Origin of the sequence: Lactobacillus taiwanensis (assembly GCF_017894345.1) — a bacterium.
Classification (GTDB): Bacteria; Bacillota; Bacilli; order Lactobacillales; family Lactobacillaceae; genus Lactobacillus; species Lactobacillus taiwanensis.
In genome coordinates, this window is sequence record NZ_CP059276.1 from 688,780 (window position 1) to 706,761 (window position 17,982).

17 protein-coding genes, 4 pseudogenes and 1 other annotated feature are annotated in these 17,982 nt (G+C 32.7%); of the genes and pseudogenes, 17 read left to right on the forward strand and 4 right to left on the reverse strand.

The window, feature by feature from the left end:
• Nucleotides 1-28 precede the first annotated feature (28 nt).
• The 3 genes from H1A07_RS03275 (at nucleotide 29) to H1A07_RS03285 (ending at nucleotide 1,911) form a co-directional block, all read left to right on the forward strand.
• Complete coding sequence (locus tag H1A07_RS03275; RefSeq protein ID WP_210145342.1) at nucleotides 29-448, forward strand: helix-turn-helix domain-containing protein; 420 nt, start codon at nucleotides 29-31, stop codon at nucleotides 446-448.
• Complete coding sequence (locus H1A07_RS03280; protein ID WP_094503240.1) at nucleotides 441-1,028, forward strand: Fic/DOC family protein; 588 nt, start codon at nucleotides 441-443, stop codon at nucleotides 1,026-1,028. Before H1A07_RS03275 ends, H1A07_RS03280 begins: the two co-directional genes overlap by 8 nt.
• A gap of 220 nt (nucleotides 1,029-1,248) precedes the next feature.
• Nucleotides 1,249-1,911, forward strand: a complete 663-nt coding sequence (locus H1A07_RS03285; protein ID WP_210145343.1) for a nitroreductase — start codon at nucleotides 1,249-1,251, stop codon at nucleotides 1,909-1,911.
• Between the two features lie 158 nt (nucleotides 1,912-2,069).
• Here the strand turns inward: H1A07_RS03285 and H1A07_RS03290 are convergent, their stop codons facing one another.
• Together H1A07_RS03290 and H1A07_RS03295 are read right to left on the reverse strand one after the other, a co-directional pair.
• A complete protein-coding gene (locus H1A07_RS03290; protein WP_210145344.1) occupies nucleotides 2,070-2,630 on the reverse strand; it encodes a DUF4811 domain-containing protein in 561 nt (186 codons plus the stop codon).
• Entirely contained in the window at nucleotides 2,631-4,103 is a 1,473-nt protein-coding gene (locus H1A07_RS03295; protein ID WP_210145345.1) for an MDR family MFS transporter, read from the reverse strand. It abuts the gene before it with no gap.
• A gap of 172 nt (nucleotides 4,104-4,275) precedes the next feature.
• Here H1A07_RS03295 and H1A07_RS03300 point away from each other — a divergent pair, with 172 nt between their 5' ends.
• Nucleotides 4,276-4,713 carry a MerR family transcriptional regulator gene (locus H1A07_RS03300; protein WP_057718933.1) on the forward strand — a complete coding sequence of 146 codons (438 nt, stop codon included), beginning with the start codon at nucleotides 4,276-4,278 and terminating at the stop codon, nucleotides 4,711-4,713.
• An 84-nt stretch (nucleotides 4,714-4,797) separates the two neighbouring features.
• Here H1A07_RS03300 and H1A07_RS03305 read toward each other — a convergent pair whose 3' ends face one another.
• Nucleotides 4,798-6,552: an oligopeptide ABC transporter substrate-binding protein gene (locus H1A07_RS03305; RefSeq protein ID WP_210145346.1), complete on the reverse strand. Its 1,755-nt coding sequence runs from the start codon at nucleotides 6,550-6,552 to the stop codon at nucleotides 4,798-4,800.
• Nucleotides 6,553-6,631: 79 nt separating this feature from the next.
• Nucleotides 6,632-6,871: a binding site (T-box leader), on the reverse strand.
• Nucleotides 6,872-7,233: 362 nt separating this feature from the next.
• On the opposite strand from H1A07_RS03305, the gene H1A07_RS03310 reads away from it, so the two are divergent.
• From H1A07_RS03310 to H1A07_RS03370, 13 genes and pseudogenes are all read left to right on the forward strand, one after another.
• Nucleotides 7,234-7,599 carry a pyridoxamine 5'-phosphate oxidase family protein gene (locus H1A07_RS03310; RefSeq protein WP_057718931.1) on the forward strand — a complete coding sequence of 122 codons (366 nt, stop codon included), beginning with the start codon at nucleotides 7,234-7,236 and terminating at the stop codon, nucleotides 7,597-7,599.
• 156 nt (nucleotides 7,600-7,755) lie between these two features.
• Entirely contained in the window at nucleotides 7,756-9,072 is a 1,317-nt protein-coding gene (locus H1A07_RS03315) for a C1 family peptidase (RefSeq protein WP_153939189.1), read from the forward strand.
• 139 nt (nucleotides 9,073-9,211) lie between these two features.
• A pseudogene (locus H1A07_RS10525) lies at nucleotides 9,212-10,060 on the forward strand (ROK family protein).
• Nucleotides 10,061-10,144: 84 nt separating this feature from the next.
• Nucleotides 10,145-10,237, forward strand: a pseudogene (locus H1A07_RS03325) (alpha/beta hydrolase); the annotation flags it as partial.
• 37 nt (nucleotides 10,238-10,274) lie between these two features.
• Nucleotides 10,275-10,466 (forward strand): annotated as a pseudogene (locus H1A07_RS03330) (MFS transporter); the annotation flags it as partial.
• A gap of 81 nt (nucleotides 10,467-10,547) precedes the next feature.
• Entirely contained in the window at nucleotides 10,548-12,341 is a 1,794-nt protein-coding gene (locus tag H1A07_RS03335; RefSeq protein WP_210145348.1) for a DUF2207 domain-containing protein, read from the forward strand.
• A gap of 176 nt (nucleotides 12,342-12,517) precedes the next feature.
• Nucleotides 12,518-12,979: a DUF7679 family protein gene (locus H1A07_RS03340; protein WP_210145349.1), complete on the forward strand. Its 462-nt coding sequence runs from the start codon at nucleotides 12,518-12,520 to the stop codon at nucleotides 12,977-12,979.
• Nucleotides 12,976-13,806: a PfkB family carbohydrate kinase gene (locus H1A07_RS03345; protein WP_210145350.1), complete on the forward strand. Its 831-nt coding sequence runs from the start codon at nucleotides 12,976-12,978 to the stop codon at nucleotides 13,804-13,806. The genes H1A07_RS03340 and H1A07_RS03345 overlap by 4 nt, the downstream gene beginning before the upstream one ends.
• A gap of 2 nt (nucleotides 13,807-13,808) precedes the next feature.
• Nucleotides 13,809-14,366, forward strand: a pseudogene (locus H1A07_RS03350) (ECF transporter S component).
• A gap of 52 nt (nucleotides 14,367-14,418) precedes the next feature.
• Nucleotides 14,419-14,598, forward strand: coding sequence for a 2-hydroxymuconate tautomerase (locus H1A07_RS03355; protein WP_003647546.1), 180 nt, complete (start codon nucleotides 14,419-14,421; stop codon nucleotides 14,596-14,598).
• A gap of 3 nt (nucleotides 14,599-14,601) precedes the next feature.
• A complete protein-coding gene (locus tag H1A07_RS03360; RefSeq protein ID WP_210145351.1) occupies nucleotides 14,602-15,003 on the forward strand; it encodes a hypothetical protein in 402 nt (133 codons plus the stop codon).
• 296 nt (nucleotides 15,004-15,299) lie between these two features.
• A complete protein-coding gene (locus H1A07_RS03365) occupies nucleotides 15,300-16,619 on the forward strand; it encodes a DUF2325 domain-containing protein (protein WP_210145488.1) in 1,320 nt (439 codons plus the stop codon).
• Nucleotides 16,620-16,696: 77 nt separating this feature from the next.
• Nucleotides 16,697-17,536, forward strand: a complete 840-nt coding sequence (locus H1A07_RS03370) for a YitT family protein (protein WP_210145352.1) — start codon at nucleotides 16,697-16,699, stop codon at nucleotides 17,534-17,536.
• On the opposite strand, the gene H1A07_RS03375 is transcribed toward H1A07_RS03370, so the two are convergent.
• On the reverse strand, nucleotides 17,531-17,887 hold the full coding sequence (locus H1A07_RS03375; protein ID WP_210145353.1) for an arsenate reductase family protein: 357 nt from the start codon (nucleotides 17,885-17,887) through the stop codon (nucleotides 17,531-17,533). The two genes, H1A07_RS03370 and H1A07_RS03375, sit on opposite strands and share 6 nt — an antisense overlap.
• Between the last annotated feature and the right edge of the window lie 95 nt (nucleotides 17,888-17,982).

Genomic DNA, 17,982 nt, shown 5'->3' on the forward strand with positions numbered 1-17,982 from the left:
AGTAGGTTAAAGATTAACGAGGAAAATCATGTTATCAAAAATATCAATTTTACTTACGAACCATCAACTTACTTTAAAAGATATTTCTCAAAAAAATGATTTAAGAGAACAAGACTTAGAAAATGCATTTCATGAAAATCCTAATAATTGGTCAAGTTCAGTTTTATCTGCCTTATCATCTTCTTTAAACATGCGTCCAGGAGATTTGTTAGAATTACTTGATCCAGTTTATTCTTTGAAAATTAATGATTCTAATCAAATGATTCAAGGAATTTATATTGAGGATCCAGAAATTTACGAACAAGTTAGATTTGTTATCGAAAGTGAACACTTAGAAGGCTGGCAGCCAGATGAAGAGGATGTTTTAAGATTACTCGATGAGGCAATTAATCCTTCTAATGAACTTCAAACTGAAATTAATCAGATTTGGGGTGAGGAAGATGAATGAAGAAGTGAGAGATACAGAATGGTATCGCAAGAAATTTTTGTATCCAAACGGAACGCTAAAAAATAAGCTTAATATTACTGATCCGACTGAATTAGCCCAAAGAGAGTATAGAGGGTCTGCTGTTCGTGCTCTTGCTTTTTTGAGAAAAAATAAAAAGATTACTAGTGTTGAAGACCTGAAGAAAATTCATAAAATTATGTTTGGTTGGTTATATAGTTGGGCTGGTCAAATTAGAGATTATGAGTTAACAAAAGGTGAGACTGAATTTTTAGAATATTCCCGCATAAAATTTGGGATTGAAGAGATAGATGAAAAAATGAAACAATTAGCTAGTAAAAAGGAACTTGCAAATACTGACTATGCTTTTTTACTTGATAGGTTAAACTATTTGCATCCCTTTAGAGAGGGAAATGGTAGAAGCAGTAAACTTTTCTTGCAGGCTTTTGCTGCAAACCATGGGCAAGTTATTGATTATCCTAGATCTAATAAAGATTTGATTACTGCCCAAAATAATGCTGATATTAATCAAATTGCCGATTTAATCAAGGTTAGTTCTAAAGCAAATAAGTCTTCTAAATAATAGATTGATCTTTCAACGTCTTAAAATACGATTTAACAAATAGCAATAATTGAACTAAGATATAAGTAACTGATCGAAACTTCTCCTCCTAAGAAGTGTAACAATTTATTTTTCTTCATTAGATCATGTTGAGCTACAATCAGAAATGGTTGTAGCTTTTTATTTATGAAGAAAAAGTATTAGAATTAGGTTATCGAGTTAATAAAGAAGGTAGAAAGACATGGAAGTGGAAGAAGCAATTTTAACGAGGCATGCAGTTCGTCTTTTTAATCCAAACGACAAAATTTCTAAAAAAAGCTTAGAAAAAATAGTTGAATTAGCGCAGCACGCCCCTTCTTGGGTAGATTCACAACCTTGGAAGGTTTATATTGCTACGGGTAGTACATTAGAAGCAATTAAAAAGCGTCATACCGAAAATGTTAAAAATGGTGTAAAATCAGCTCCTGATTGGCCAACTACTCATCGAGATGATTGGGCAAAGTTTCCAAGAGAAAATATGTTAAAGCATAATGAGGCTACTGCTGAATTTTGGAAAAATCCTGAATTAACTGGTATTACACGCTCAGAATTGCAAACTAGACTCTATGATGCACCTGCGATTTGTTATCTAACTATTCCTAAAGATTCAAACCAATGGTCAGATTATGATCTAGGTGCTTTTGGACAGACCTTAATGTTAGCTGCTAGAGGAATAGGAATAGATTCGATGCCAGCTTATGAAATAGTAAAATTCCCAGAATCTGTAAAAGAAATTATGAATATTCCAGATTCGGAATGGCTAGGAATGGGAATTGCTTTAGGATATGCAGATATGGCAACTAGAGTAAACGAATATCGTGCTCCTCGTGTAGAATTAGATAAGATGCTAAAAATTAAGGATTAGTAAATGAAAAGTCATCTTGAGGGTATTATCTTTTTAAATTGCTTTTAGAAAGATAATTATTAAATAATATCAACTTAAAAAAGCTCTTCTGAAGAGCATTAGGTAAAACAAAAAGGACGTCTTTATAAAACGTCCTTTTTTACTATAAAAAATATTTTCTAATGAAGAACAGCAGCTTTCCTTGCTTGCATTCTTTCTCTCATTTGTTTTTGTAATTTTTGCATATCTTTGGTTGAAATGACCTTCCAATTTGAAGGAATTGCAAAAATATATTTTCGTTGTTTTAATTCGTTATTATGTCCAAAGACACTAAACATGATTTTACTAAAATTATCGCTATAAACATAGCGCGTTGTTTTGATTTGAAGCGTAGGCTTTTTACTATGATTGATTTTTGTTGAAACTTTATCTAATTTTATAGCTTTAAGCTTTTTTTGACTATCATTAGTCTTATATAAATATATCTTTTCTGTTCCATTACCTAAAGGTCGGTAAAGAAGAAGGGGAAGATTAGGAGTAGCGCTTGAGACTAAACTATGGTTAACTGTCTGTGTTTCGGTTTTCATTCCCCAGTGATTATAATCATGTGCAACAATTCCTAGTATGCAAAGAGAGGTAACTATTAATGAAATCCATGCAGCAAAAGTATGTCCTTTGCCAGGGATGACGTTAAAGTAAATAAATAGTAGCGCTGCTAGAATTAAAACTATGATTATCATTTATCCATTCACCTCTTCTTGATTTTCATGTGCACGATTACCTTTCTTTAAAAGGAAAGCAAGTACTAAAGCAATTAAAGCAAAAGCAATACTCATCGCAAATGAAGCATGGAAACCATCTAATGTAGCACTAATTGCTTTTTCCTTGTATTGGAGTGGTAAAGTATGAAGTAAGGTTTTGCTTGGCATGTTGTTTGTAGTAGTTGTTGTTAAGATTGATACTAAAATAGCTGTACCAATTGAACTTAATACTTGTCTGAAAGTATTGTTCACTGCAGTTCCGTGTGAAATTTTATCAAGAGGTAATGAATTCATTCCAGAAGTTGTAACATTCATCATTACTAAAGCTACACCTACCATCCGAATAGCATAAAGAATGATAATCATTGTATAGGAACTTTGTTCCGTTAAAAATACAAATGGAATTGTACCTAAAGTTAATAGAGTCATTCCCGTAATTGCCATTTTGCGTGCTCCATATTTATCAAATAAACGACCAGTAATTGGTGACATGATTCCAATCATTAAGGCACCAGGAAGAAGTATTAATCCTGAGTGAAAGGCAGATTCACCACGTAAATTCTGAATATATAATGGAAGAACCATTTCAATACCGACCATTGCTAAGTTAGTAATACCGCTTAAAGCGGCTGCTAAAGAAAATTCAAAATGTTTGAACACAGTGATATCTAAAAAAGGATCTTTCATTTTTAATTGACGTATACCAAAAAGAATAACGAAAACAATGCCTACACCAATAAAACTTAAAATTTCTGGATTAGTCCAGCCTTTATTTCCTGCTTCTGAAAAACCATAAAGCAAACTACCAAAGCCAACAGTGGAAGATGTTACTGACCAAATATCAATCTTTTCTTTCTTAGTTGGAAGTACATCCTTAATTAAAAAGAAAGCAAAGATAATAACAACGCCTGCAATTGGAGCGATAATACTAAATAAATAGTGCCAGGAAAGATTATCAACAATCCATCCAGACAAAGTTGGACCGATAGCAGGTGCAAGACCAATGACAATTCCAACTGTTCCCATGGCAGCTCCACGCTTATTAGCAGGAAAAATAGATAACATAATTGTTTGAAGGAGTGGCATCGTGCCCCCTACGCCAAGGCCTTGAATAATTCTCCCAGTAAGTAGAGTTCCAAAATTTGGTGCAATAGCTGCTATAACTGTTCCAATAAAGAAAACGGACATTGCTGTCAAATACATTTTTCTTGAGCCAAAACGATTAATCAACCAGGCTGAGATTGGAATCATCACACCGTTAACTAACAAAAAGGCAGTTGAAAGCCATTCGGCAGTTGCAGTACTGATATGAAAGGAACGCATAATTGAAGGTAGTGCTGTAGAGAGTAAAGTTCCGTTTAAGACCGTGCAAAAAGAGCCAATAATTAAAACTAAAACCAATAAATTTCGGTTATAGGTTTTACCATGAATATCGGTTGGTTGTTTATCCATTTAAAAATTCCTTTCCATATGTTAAAAAATCTTACAAACTATAAAAACTATATTCTTAAATAAAATACTTGTCAAATAATTTTACATAGAAGTAACAAAATATTACGTATGTGTTGTCAAAATTAACATAAGCTATTAAACTATAATAAGATTACGAGGTAGGGATTGAACAATGGAATCAAAAAAGATATTGCATAATGTTTTTCAAAATGTTGAGGTGGGAATTGGCGAAGTCAGTAAAGTAGTTGGGGTTTCGCAAAGACAATTAAGGTATTGGGAAGAAAAAGGCTATATTAAACCAGTTGCCGATGATAAAAGTGGAGTACGAAGATATAATTTATCGACTTTATACTTAATTGTTTTTATTAAAGAACAACTTGATAAAGGTTTTACTCTAGCTGCTGCTTTTGAACGATCAAGAGATGTCAGAGTCAAAAGTAAGATTGCTAGGAAATTTTTTGAGCATTCCTTTAATGATGTGAAAATTACTAATTCTGATAAAGCGTACGGTGAGATCGATTTAGGGGATTTTCAAACTCAAGACGGTAAAATGTATCATTTCAAGGGTGTTGTTGATGAACGTGGTCGCTATGTAAAAATTGATGAATAAAAAAAGGAAGCGTCAGATGAGTGAAGCTTCCTTTTTTAGGACAAGTCGATATTGTTTTTATTTTTATAAGTACATTAATGATATTTATTTACTAAAACCTGCTTCATACCAAACATTGACAGACGGCTTTAATGACCAACCAGTTACTTTACTATTAACCGCTGTCACTGAGTAAGCACCGCTAGTTGGAATTACATAAGCTTTGTTATACATCCATCTTTGCCATTCATGGAATTTTTGAACACGGTATTGTTTATTAAAAGATTTTGCCGAGTCAATTTCATCTAACAACTTAGTATTAGTGGGAGAAACAAAACGTGCAAAATTATACGGCATTTTTTCACCATAGAAGACGCTTGGAGAAGGATCACCCGAAGCCTCCCAGCTACCTTCAAGCACATCAATCTTGGGGTCGCTTGATTTAACAGCAGCTACCCAGCGATTGAACTCCATCGGACGACCTCCAAGAAACTTAACATTTAAACCAGCTTTTTTCCATTGTTGAATATAATTACGCCAGATAGCTTCACTGTTTTCACCAGATCCCCGAACAGCTAAGTTAATTACTAATGGTTTGCCATTTGGTTGACTCCGGTAAAGTGCACCAGGTGCTTTTTTATAACCAGCCTTGTCTAGTAATTTATTTGCTTTATCTAAATTATATGAGTAAGCTGGAATATTTTTATCATAATAAGGAGTAAATTGTGAAGGGATTAGGGAGTTGATTTTGAAATCTAATCCATGGTAGAAACGTTTATTGATGACATCAACATTCATGGCATATGCCATTGCTTTTCTTAAAGCGGGATTATTCATTTTAGCATGAGGATTTTCTACGTTTTTACCTAGTTTTGCATCCCATTTGCCAACTTTGAAGGCTAAGTAGTCATAATTAGAAGTCTTTTTACCAATGAAGTTAACGTCTTTAGTATTTTTTACTTGTTCCCATTGAGAACTTAAGACACCTGCAACATCGAATTTTCTGCTTTTAATTGCTTGTGAAACATTAGAATTAGTAATGTTTGACATATAGATATGGTCAAAATTTGGTTCTCCGCGCCAGTAATACGGATTTCTTGACCAACTAGTTGATTGTCCTTGAACGGTTTTGTCCATTTTATAAGGACCAAAGTATAGGGGATGTTTTCTAATTTGGTCGCTAGAAACTAGTTTTTCGAACGGAACATGCTTTAAGTAATGATAAGGAGCAGCATGTTCCCAGTAAAAACCATTAGCTGAATTCATCATTGCTGGTTTTAATTCTTTAAAATGAAGTATTAAGACCTTCCCGTTAGGACCATCTGGCATTTCGATTCCTGAAATGTTTTTGGCTTTCCCTGAATGGTAGTCTGCCATTCCCTTAATATTTTCAAGAGAAGAAGTATATTGAGTTGTTTGGACTTTAGGATTAGCTAAAATTTCGTAAGCATATTCTAAATCTTTAGCAACTACTGGCTTTCCATCTGACCAGCGGACTTTCTTTTTAACTCTGATTTCAGCAGTGTTGTTACTATGGTTCAGCTTTAAGCTTGCCGCTCCCTTATTAGTGATTTGATAATGATCGTTAATATCAAACAATGGTTCATCACCAGGAGCAGCTGCTTCAGAATCAGGACTAGTATCTGCAATTTCAGCAGAGAAAATTCCAGTAAACGGTGATTCGTTTTCTAAGGCATAGGTTAAGGTTCCTCCCTTTTTAATCGGCTTATGAGGAACAGTCTGTGAAAACTTAATGGTCTGATTGCTCGAATCATTTTTCTTAGCACCACAAGCAGTTGATAAAATTGTAAAAGAGCTTGCGATAGCTACATACAGCAGTTTGGATTTTGACACTTTCATATAAAATTCTCCTTTCGTCAAAAATCCAATAACAGCATGATTAAGAAAACAAAAAGACGCCCCATTAGATCACTTGATCCAATAGGGCGTCTTGTCGCTGTACCACCTATTTTTACTAGAAAACTAGTCTTTAAATAACGTACGGTTCAATACAAAAGAACGATACGCCGTCGCTATAAAGGGCTGTCCCTTAAACTACTCTAAATCGTAGTTTACGCTCAAAGGTGATTTTCATTAAGAGCCTACCTATTTCTTCACACCAACCAGAAATTCTCTGAAGGGACGTTTCTTAATTACTTTTCCTTATCAAAGCTGTTTGATAATAATGTTTGTGTTCATAATAATACGCCGATTTGAAAATAAGTCAATAATAAATTATATTTTTCTTATTTTTAATATAAATAATATTTTATGATTGCCTGATAAATTACAATTTAGTAAATGCAAAAAAATTAAGAAAAGATTTATAAATATATATTAGTTTTGCAAAAAAAGTTGTTATTTATAATAATGCTGTATGTAAAGAAAAAAGAGTGTATATAAAATTTGTTTGCTGTGATTTATAAAATAACGTTATTTGATTTGATGGAAATATTATGAAAATGTAAGCAAAAAAGAAGATTTTTTTATTAAATAGGCTTATACTTATGAATGATTAGTAATAGAAAGGAACTATATACTATGAAAAAATTAGATACAAACAAATTAACTGACAAACAAGCAGATCTTTTTAAGAATAATTTAGTTTACATTGCTACTGTTGATGAAAACGGTAATCCACAAGTTGGTCCTAAAGGTTCAATGACTGTATTAGATCCAAGTCATATGCAATATCTTGAAAAAACAAAAGGCGCAGCTTTTGAAAATATTAAAAATGGTTCTAAAGTAGCATTAGTTGCAGCAGATGTTCCTTCTCATACTGCCGTACAAGTTTTGGCTACACCACACGTTCACGAAGATGACGAATATGCTAAGAAAATCGTTTCTGGAACTGATACTCCTAATGCATATGTAGTAGTATTAGATATTGACGAAATTTTTGAATAATTAAAAGTTATTCTGCCTGTAATTTGAATAAATTAAGAAAGACTGAGTATTGATAAAATACTTAGTCTTTTTTTCTAGATAACTTGCTTATTTTTAATATTAATGTAAAATTAAAAATAATTGAATGAAATCATATGATTAAAAGGAGAAAATAAAATGGGTGCTTTATCAGAACAAGAATTAACAGCTTTCTCTACAGATTTTAATAAAGACAATAAAAATAAAGTAGCATCTCGTGCTGCTCGTCAAAATGGGTTATTTGAAGCTTCATTTAATGATGAGGTTTCAAAGCGTTTAAATCATACTTTTTCAACTGAACTTGATATTGGTGGAGTAACTGATCAAAAGCATTCGGGTCGTTGCTGGGAATTCGCTAGTTTAAATGTTTTACGTCACCATTTTGGTAAAAAATATCATGTTAAAGATTTTACTTTTTCACAAGCATATAATTTTTTCTGGGATAAGATCGAAAGAGCAAATGCCTTTTATGATAGTATGATTCGTTTGGCAGATAAGCCAGTTGACGATCGTGAAGTAGAAACGTGGCTTAATTTTGCTGGTCAAGATGGCGGTTTGTGGCAAATGGCAATTAATTTAGTTAAAAAATATGGTGTTGTCCCATCATATGCAATGCCAGAAAATGCTACATCAAACAACACTACAGCTTTAATTGATTCTTTAGCACGTAAGGAAAGAAAAGATGCTTTAGTATTACGTAAGTTAGTCCAAGAAGGTAAACTTGAAGAAGCTGAAAAAGCTAAGAAAGAATTCTTAAATGAAGTTTATCGAATGGCGGCAGTAGCTTTAGGTGAGCCTCCAAAGAAATTTGATTTAGAATATCGTGATGATGACAAGAAATATCATTTAGAAAAAGATTTAACTCCACGTCAATTTGCAGAAAAATATTTAAAAGATTTTAATTGGGATGACTATGTTGTTCTATTAAACTCACCTAATTATGATTACAACAAACGTTATCATCAAGATTTATACGATAATGTTGTTGGAGGCCAACCAATTACTGGTCTGAACGTACCAATTGAAGTTTTGGCAAGAGCAGCTGCAGCACAATTAAAAGATGGAAAAGCAGTTATTTTTGGAAATGACGTTTTAAAGCAAATGGAACGTAAAACTGGCTTTCTTGATACTGAATTATATAAGACTGATGACTTATATGGTGTAGATACACAAATGAGTAAGGCTGATCGTTTAGCTACTGGCGAAGGATCTGCTACTCATGATATGACTTTAGTTGGTGTTGATGAAGATAATGGCGAAATTCGTAAGTGGAAAGTAGAAAATTCTTGGGGCGATAAATATGGTCATAAGGGATTCTATGAAATGAGTCAAAAATGGTTTGAAGAATATGTTTATGACGTAGTTGTTGATAAGAAATACTTGTCTGAAGACTTAGTTAAACTTTGGGAAGAGCCAGCTGTTGATTTGAAGCCTTGGGTACATCTTGGATTGTAGAAATTAAGGAAGAGATCGAAAGATCTCTTTTTTTATATCAATATCTAACCTAAAAAATATCAATAATCGACTTGTATCAAAATTAAATACACCATAAAATATCTTTTGTAAGCGCTAAACATTAAGAGAGAGGATAATAATGAAAAAGAATTATTTGAGCATCGATATTGGTGGAACAAATGTAAAATATGCAGAACTTGATAATGCAGGAAATATTATTGAATAAGGAAAGATAAAAACATCCCATAAAAAGATCAATTTTTGAAAAATATTGATCAAATTGTAGAAAAATATGTAAAAAATGTGTTAAGGAGCTAGCCTTTTGTGCTCCAGAAAAAATTACGCATACTAAAATTCATTTTGGTGGTGCATTACCATTTCTTGATGGGATTGACTTTGCAGAAAGATACCAAAAATATGATATTCCAATTGCTGTAATCAATGATGGTAAAGCTAGTGTTTTAGCTGAGAACTGGCTTGGCAGTTTAAAGAATATGCAAAACTGTGCTTCTATTACCTTGGAAACTAGAGTTGGTGAGGCATAATTGTTAATTGACAACTTTTAAACGGAGCACATTTTCAAGCAGGTGAATTGAGTTATGTTGAATATGGTAAAACTGAAGATAAAGAGGAGCAGAAACAGGTTAGTGCACGGAAAGCTTATATTATTAATCTACTACCATATATTACTCAGTATGTAAATAATCATTATCAAGAAGAACTCAATTTGGCTCTCATTGCAAATAAATACAATATTTCAAAAGAATATTTAGCACGCTTTTTTAAGAAAGAAATGGAACTAATAGTCGAGACATATCTCAATAATGTTAGGGCTGAACATGTTTATCAAGAATTGAAAAAGCAGAAAAAGAACCTTGCACAAGTTGCAATTGATAACGGCTTTTCTAGCATTGGAACTATGGATCGTGCTTTTGAGAAGTTATATAGCAAAAGCGCATCTAAAATAAAGAAAGAATTAATAAAATAGGTCAATTTGCGCCAATAATTGACCTATTTTTTTAGACTCATTTTTAATTATCATGAAAGTGAATTCAATAAGAGAGGAAAATATTATGTTTTCTTAATTAATCAAAAAGATGAATTGGCAAAAGAAGCCAATGACGAAGAAGCTGAATTCTTTAGAAAGCATCTTGTCAAAGATTAGCAGAAATGAAGTGGGAGGAAAGTAAAATGAAAGAAAAGCATCCGCTTTGCCATTAATGTATCATGCCTTTCCAGGAGTAGATAAGGCAGCAGTAGAAATGCTGTCGACGATTCCAAATATTGGAATTGTAATTGGTTTATTAATTAGTCCATTTTTAATTAAATTAATGAATGAAAAGCCAACAATTATTACTGGTTTAATAATTACATTATTGGCTGGTACATTTCCAAAAGCGCTAGAGAAAATCTAGCGCTTTTTTTGCATGTTAAGTTATAATTAAGCCAAAACTGACTTTGTTTATGAGGCTTTTATGAAGAAAATTTTTCACTTAATATTGGGAATGGTAACAATATTAGTCGCTTTTATTGTCTTTATCTCACCTACTTTTGCTGATGTTAATTATGATATTACAACTGTTGATGTGACAGCACGTGTTAATCCTAATGGATCACTTTCAATGGAAAGAAGAATAACCTATAAATTTGATGATAGTGCACATGGAGTTTTTTATCGGCAAAATTTAGCAGATAATCAAGAATTAAAAAATCCGCAAGTTAGAATTTTAACTGGAAATAATTCAACTAATATTGTGCGAAGTGATAGTAATCAAAATAATACGTATAAATTAAGCCATAGTAATCATGGTTATCGATTTAAGGTTTGGCATAATGTAAATGATGGTGATAAATTTACTATTATTTATACTTATGAAATTACCAATGCAATTATTAATTGGAAAGATACAGCGGAACTTAACTTTAAAATAATTGGTAATGGTTGGGATACTGATTTAGATAATGTAAGAGTAGGCATAGTTTTTCCTGGTCCAGTTAAAGATTTAAAAGCATGGGCGCATGGAGATTTATCAGGTCAGATTACTGTTAATCCAGCAAAAGGAAATATTATTTTGACTGGAACTAATGTTGCAGGAGATGAAGGAATTGAAGTACACACTATTTTTCCTACATCGGTAACTTATCAAAATAAAAATATTAAAAATGAGAAACATAAAAATTATGTTCAAAATCAAGAAGCAAATCTGGCCCGTAAGGCTAATGAAAAGCGGCATAGAACCAAAATACTAGGATTAGGTGCTTTGATAATATCGGGATTGTTATCTCTACTAGCTATTATTAGAAGTCTAACTTTAAAAAAATCAGGCGTTAGGCCTCAAAAAGAAAAACAATTACCTAGAAACTATGATATTCCTGCTGTTTCACCAGTTATGGCAGCGATCTTAGACACTGATGATAAACCAAGTTCAAAAGCTTTAACTGCCTATTTAATGCAACTAGCTGTTAAGAAGCAAATAGAGATTGAACCATTTAAAGTAAGAAGAAAAACGTACTATGAGATTTCTTTAATTGATAAAGAATTAATAAATTCGAGTCCGTTATTAAATTATTTATTTAATAATGTGGGCAATGGGCAAGCTTTCACAAGCTATGAGCTAAAGAAACATCATTCTTCGAAGCTAAATAAGCTTTTTACTAAATGGCAAAAAGAAAAAATGCAAGAAGCAAATAGTGCTGGCTTTTTTGATAAAAAACTCGAAAATAAAAAAGAGACCAATATTGCTTTAATGATTATCTTACTGATACTAAGTGGTGTTGGAATAATTGCAGCAATTTTTCTTAATCAAGACGCAATTTCTTTTACGGCAACTTTAATTCTGTTTGCATTAGCGATTATCGTTACTATTTATAGTGGTAAAAAGTTGTCACCATACACTGCTAAAGGTGCAGAAACAACTAACCGAGTACGCGGCTTTAAGAAAATGCTTGATGAAATTGGCAACTTCAAGATGCGTGAGGTTGGAGAACTTGCTTTGTGGGAAGAAATAATGCCATATGCAGTGGCTCTAGGTGTATCCAAGAAAGTATTAAAACAGTTGAAGCTAGAATTTGCTGACGAAATAGATGATGCAAATATCTTGTTCTGGGGACCATTTTATAGTTCAGGACAAGACGGATTTGCAAGTAATTTTAATTCAAGCTTTAATTCAGGAGCCAGTCTTAATTCGTCAACTTCAGGTGGATCCGGTGGGTTCTCTGGTGGTTCATCTGGGGGCTTTGGCGGTGGAAGCGGCGGAGGAGCTTTTTAGTTTTTATGAGTAAGATGAAAATTAGAAAATACCAAGAATTCGATTTTAATGACTTATGTAGAATTCATGATCAGGCAAGGAGAATCGGAAAAAATGCCAGGAAATGAGTCATTTCATGTTGAAGTTGATTTATTGGTATATAAATAAAAAAGTTAAGAATAAAAGTTGGGGAAAAGTTGCGAAAGAGACAAGAATATATTTGGTGTTTAATTGAACTTCCAAGTGGAGAAAAAGAATGGTATTGCTTAAGTAAAGTACTTAGACATGCTCTTTTTATAGAAAAAAGAAACAATCAATTTTGGAAGCAGACAATGATTGGAAACTATCTCACAGTTGCGCGAAGTAAATATATTAATGGACATGCAAGACTAAGTGTTGGTCGTGTTGAGAAAATTAGAATTCGAAAAAAAGGGGCTGACGACTGGCATTGGAGTCGAAATCAATTTGTGACTAGTGACCATTTGTATGATCTTAAGGATGCGTATAATTATCTGAAGCATGACTATCGTTGGTATAATCGTTTGGCGATTAGGGTAGCCTTAACCTACTGGCATAATAAATTGCTACAAATTAGATTGAATTCAAAACGCTATACTATTAAAAAGAAGCGGATAAGATTAGAAAGAAAGGCAAAATGAACGAAAAACTTTTGATCAGCCAAGATCTTTCTCGCGTGGGGCAAGTTTCGTTAAGCGTTGCTTTGCCAATTTTAGGTGCTTGTGGTTATCAACCAGATGTATTGCCAACAACAATTTTATCTACGCATACTGGTGGGTTTGGTAATAATACATTTTTAAACTTAAATAGGGAAATAGAAAAAATCATTACTCACTGGCAAGAAGAAAATATTACTTTTGAAAATTTGTATCTTGGTTATTTGGGAAAAGAAGCAATCGATTTTTGGGTTGAACATATCTCTAAATTTAAAAAAAGTAAGTTGATTTTACTTGACCCAGCAATGGCAGACTCGGGTAAATTGTATAGTGGTTTAGATCAGCAATATGTATCAAAAATGCGTTTGCTTGCAAAAAAAGCTACGATTTTAACACCTAATTTGACTGAAGCATGTTTATTGTTAAAGAAAGAGTATAGAGATTTTTCAATTGAAGAGATAAATGATATTGCTTTAAATTTAAAAGAAAGATTTGAATTAGATGGTGCTATAATTACAGGTATCCCAACAGGTAAAAAAATTGCAATAGTTGGGGTAAGTGATAGGCTCAACTTTATATTAGAAAACAAAAAAATTGCTCGTTCCTTTTTTGGAACTGGAGATATGTTTGCAAGCAGCTTGTTAGCTGCAGTTTTAGCTGAATATAATTTAAAAGAAAGTTCGCAGATAGCAGCTGATTTTATTAAGTTATCTATTAAGGTGACAGATGTAAATCAAGATAAACGTTTAGGTCCCAATTATGCAGGAGCCTTAGCTTGGCTTATGAAAAAAGTAACAGAAGAGGAAAGATAGGAATGCGAACAAAGGAAAACTCACTGGTTTCAATTATTATGACGGGTTTATTTGCAGCAATAATCTATTTAGGAGTATGGATTTTAAGAATTCCTGTACCAGCTTTAGTTGGGAGATCATTTATCCACTTTGGTAATACGTTAACTGCAGTGGCTATTTTATATTTAGGTTATCGAAATGGTATGCTAGCTGGAATTATTGGCCTGGGTGGATTTGATTTGCTTAATGGTTATGCTGCCACATCTTGATTGACTATGTTAGAAGTAGTTGTTGTAGCGAGCGTCTTAATGGCTGTATATAAAGGGATGCATTATAAAGACAGCAAGAAAAATATTATTATTTTGGGAATTATTGCTGGAATTACGAAAATTTTTACTACCTATTGTGTTTCAATTGTAGAGGCTTTAATGGTAGGAACTAGCTTAAATGTGGCTTTGGTGAGCTCTTTTGTTAGTTTGCCAGCAACAGTCATAAATTCGATTTCGACAGCAATTTGTACCCCGATCTTATACTTTGCAGTCCGTGATGGCGCAAGAAGAATTTTAAGAAGAACTGCTTAATTAAAATAGATTTGTTATAATTTTGATTAAAGATAAAAAGGAGGAATTTTAAATGCCATTTGTACATGTAGAACTAATTAAGGGTAGAAGCGATGAACAACTTACTCAAATGATGAAAGATATCACTGAAGCTGTTCATAAGAATACCGGTGCTCCAAAAGAACATATTCATGTAATTATTAATGAACTTGACAAGCATACTTATGGTCAAGGCGGCGAATGGAGGGCTTAAAGATTGAAAAAGTTTTCTATTAATCACCTAATAAAGCTAGGACTAAGTTTTAGTACAGTATGGTTTGTTTATTTATTATTTTTTAGCTTTAAAAGTCCAGCTGATTTTTCAAACCTACGCACCTTATCGATTGCTAGAGTAATTAGTCTGTTTGTAATTCTTATCGTTATAAGCTTATTTTTAGGTTTTATTTTAGCTGGTGTTTGGCTGAGTATAGATCAACCCAAATTTAAGTTTAAGTGGGAGTATCTGTATAAAGGAATCCTGGTTGGAATAATTTGGGCAGCTGTTGATATGGTTTTGATCAATTCAGGAAAGTTTATGATTATTCCAGTAATTATTGACCTAATTATAGGTACTGTAATTGGAATGTTACTTTTTAGTCGAAGAGCGTCCAAAAAATAAATAAAAAAATCGTGATTAGCAATTTAACTAATCACGATTTTTTTATTTAGCTTAATCTTCTTTTTTAGCTTCTTCTAAAGCCTTCATAATTGAAGGATTCTTTGAATGACAATCTTTTAACATTTGGTAATCTTCTTCAGATAATGTAACAGTGTACTTAGTCATGATTTTTCCTCACTTTTTCTTTTTTACTTTTAATATATCACTTTATTGATAAAAGTGATAAAGAAATTTTGAATTGAATATTATTAAATCGCTATAATAATAGATAAAAAGTAAGTAAGAAAGTGGTTAAAATGTTCGATTATCGAAATAATTTAAAAAGAATATTAAATAGTACAGAAGGCGACGAAAAGAGTCTTAAAAATAGCTTGAATGCAATTAAGTTGGTCTTAGGAATGACAGGAGAAAGCAGTGAAAGTGGAGCTGATGGTGAACTTGATCCCAAAGCTATTGCTCAAATAAATACTTTTTTGCAAGGAATAACTAAATTAATTGAGTATCCTGGCAATAAAGATGCTAAAAAGACAGCTTTAGGTGCACTACATAAATTAACTTTTGATCAAAATATTACTGCCAATTTTGGAAAACAATTAGGACAGCTGGATCAAGCAGTTCAATCATCTGAGGAAACAAGTAGTGCAGTAAATAGAAAAATTTTTGAAGAGGCATTAAAGCCTAAAAAAGAAAAAGTACGTGACTATCGAAAGGGAAGACGTTATACAGTTATTCGTGCATTAAAGGGTGCAGATCTAATCAATGATAATGGAGAAGTGGTTTTTGAAGTTAATGAAAGTCAAATACACGATTTAAACCTAAAGAGTGGCGATATTGTTGAAGCTATAACTGTATCAGAGGGATTAAATGAAGCTGAAGTTTTACGAGTTGTCGGCTATAGAAAATTGCGCAGTCGTGATTATGACAAAATAGAAGATTTTAAGTATGGTGTAGTACAAGGAAGCCCTGGAAATCTAAGCGTTTCGCGTAATATTCACGGAGAAAGGTTAACAATTAATCATAAGCCAGTGATTGTTGCCCTTGATTCTAGTTATTATCAAAATGGAAGTGTGCATCTAGAAGATGGTTCAATTGTTGACTTGGCTTGGTATACCGGTGACGTAAGACTCAAAAAAGATCCAGCTAGTGCTGTTCAAATTCGATGGATCTATGAAACTGAGCAACCAAAGCGAATTTCTAAAACTAAAAAAGAAAAGTCAAGTCGGGAAAACACGCAGAAACTGGCACAATTAGATATGAATTTGCATTATCAAAGAGTTGGTATTGCGATTGGAGACAATCAAAACGAAGCAGTTTTAGAAGGTATTGTCAATCGCTACAATGGTATTGCAATTCCAATCGATGCGTTTGAAGGAAAGAAAAAGGTAATTGAAAATCAAATTAAAGATTTAGATATTGTAATTTTAGTGACTGCTTTTGCGGCTCATGATAGTACCTGGAATATTAGAGAGTTTGCAAGTAAATATCATGTAAAATTTGCCGTTAGCTCTAGCAAAGGATATCAAGCATTTGAACGTGCTTTGTATAGAGCCGAAAATGGGATGCCAGCTTATGAAGGAAATCAGCAATTAGAATATAAAATGTTAAAAAATAATTAGAAATGAGCGATAAAACTGACAGGTTGTATAAAAATTAGATAAAATGTTAATAACTTATTTTTAGGAAGGATGATGAAATGACAAAAAACATCAAAAAGAAATCTTGGATGCGTTGGCTAGTCTTTTTAGCTGGCTTAGAAATTATCGCCATTTCTATTAATTTCTTCTATGGTCCAATTAATATCGCAGCTGGTGGCTCAACTGGTATTTCAATTTTAGTTGATGCGGTATGGGGTATTAATCGTTCAATTACAGTTTTAATTGTTAATATTTTAATGCTCATTCTTGCAGCAATTTTTTTAGGAAAAAAGACAACGAAAAACGTTGCCTTAGGTAGTTTATTGCTTCCTGTTTTAATGGAAATTACGCCTAGTTTTAAAATCACTAATAATCAATTGCTAGCAGTGATTTATGGTGGAGCTTTAATGGGGCTGGGAGTGTCATTGCTTTATCGCGTTAATGCATCAAGTGGTGGAACGACAATTCCACCAATGATTTTAAAGAAATATTTTTATATTAATCCAGCCGTTGGCTTGCTTGCGATTGATATGATTATCATTTTTCTTAATATATTTGTGGATGGTTGGAACGCCTTTTTATTAGCCGCCCTTTCTCAAGTAGTGACAGCAATGACGATGAATTATGCAGAAGCCGGCTTTGACCGCAAATATCAAGTAAGAATTATGAGCAATGAACATTTTGATGAATTAAAATCCATGCTGCTTGATAATTACAACGGTTTAACAATTTACGATGTTGTTGGTGGCTATAGTGATGACGACAAAAAGCAACTATTATTAGTAGTTGATACCCGTGAATATGGCCCTTTGATCAGTAAAATTCACGATATTGATCCCCAAGCATTTATTATTACTGATACGGTAGCCAGAGTTCATGGTGGCCAATGGGGACTATAGCCATGTATTTTTGTACAGGTCTTCTTTAAAGCCACAAGTTAAATTTTCACCATCAGTGACTAAAGGTCTTTTGATTAATTTGCCGTTTTGAGAAAGTAGTTTGCTGGCCTCTTCAATAGACATTTCCCCGATTTTATCTTTTAGTTGCATCTGGCGATATACTTGTCCCGAAGTATTAAAAAAGTATCTCAATCCACGATCTTGAAACTTAGTTAGCCACTTAAGCAAGTCTTCTTGTTTAGGTGGCTTTTCTACTAAATCTTGATACTGATAAGCAATCTGGTGATCATCTAGCCATTTCTGAGCTTTTTTTGAAGTTGAACAACGTTTATAACCATAAAGTTTAAGCATAATTTTTCTCCTCTTTTTAAAAACACCTACTAGATTTATTCTATTATTTTTTTAGAAATTTTGATATTGAATTGCTTTAAAAGAGGGATGAGAGT

What these genes read in the sequence shown, in the direction of transcription:
- H1A07_RS03295 (WP_210145345.1), bottom strand. Translation starts at nt 4,103, where the DNA reads ATGGATAAACAACCAACCGATATTCATGGTAAAACCTATAACCGAAAT.
- H1A07_RS03290 (WP_210145344.1), bottom strand. Translation starts at nt 2,630, where the DNA reads ATGATAATCATAGTTTTAATTCTAGCAGCGCTACTATTTATTTACTTT.
- H1A07_RS03365 (WP_210145488.1), top strand. Translation starts at nt 15,300, where the DNA reads ATGTTCGATTATCGAAATAATTTAAAAAGAATATTAAATAGTACAGAA.
- H1A07_RS03310 (WP_057718931.1), top strand. Translation starts at nt 7,234, where the DNA reads ATGAAAAAATTAGATACAAACAAATTAACTGACAAACAAGCAGATCTT.
- H1A07_RS03355 (WP_003647546.1), top strand. Translation starts at nt 14,419, where the DNA reads ATGCCATTTGTACATGTAGAACTAATTAAGGGTAGAAGCGATGAACAA.
- H1A07_RS03315 (WP_153939189.1), top strand. Translation starts at nt 7,756, where the DNA reads ATGGGTGCTTTATCAGAACAAGAATTAACAGCTTTCTCTACAGATTTT.
- H1A07_RS03375 (WP_210145353.1), bottom strand. Translation starts at nt 17,887, where the DNA reads ATGCTTAAACTTTATGGTTATAAACGTTGTTCAACTTCAAAAAAAGCT.
- H1A07_RS03305 (WP_210145346.1), bottom strand. Translation starts at nt 6,552, where the DNA reads ATGAAAGTGTCAAAATCCAAACTGCTGTATGTAGCTATCGCAAGCTCT.
- H1A07_RS03280 (WP_094503240.1), top strand. Translation starts at nt 441, where the DNA reads ATGAATGAAGAAGTGAGAGATACAGAATGGTATCGCAAGAAATTTTTG.
- H1A07_RS03300 (WP_057718933.1), top strand. Translation starts at nt 4,276, where the DNA reads ATGGAATCAAAAAAGATATTGCATAATGTTTTTCAAAATGTTGAGGTG.
- H1A07_RS03275 (WP_210145342.1), top strand. Translation starts at nt 29, where the DNA reads ATGTTATCAAAAATATCAATTTTACTTACGAACCATCAACTTACTTTA.
- H1A07_RS03370 (WP_210145352.1), top strand. Translation starts at nt 16,697, where the DNA reads ATGACAAAAAACATCAAAAAGAAATCTTGGATGCGTTGGCTAGTCTTT.
- H1A07_RS03345 (WP_210145350.1), top strand. Translation starts at nt 12,976, where the DNA reads ATGAACGAAAAACTTTTGATCAGCCAAGATCTTTCTCGCGTGGGGCAA.
- H1A07_RS03335 (WP_210145348.1), top strand. Translation starts at nt 10,548, where the DNA reads ATGAAGAAAATTTTTCACTTAATATTGGGAATGGTAACAATATTAGTC.
- H1A07_RS03285 (WP_210145343.1), top strand. Translation starts at nt 1,249, where the DNA reads ATGGAAGTGGAAGAAGCAATTTTAACGAGGCATGCAGTTCGTCTTTTT.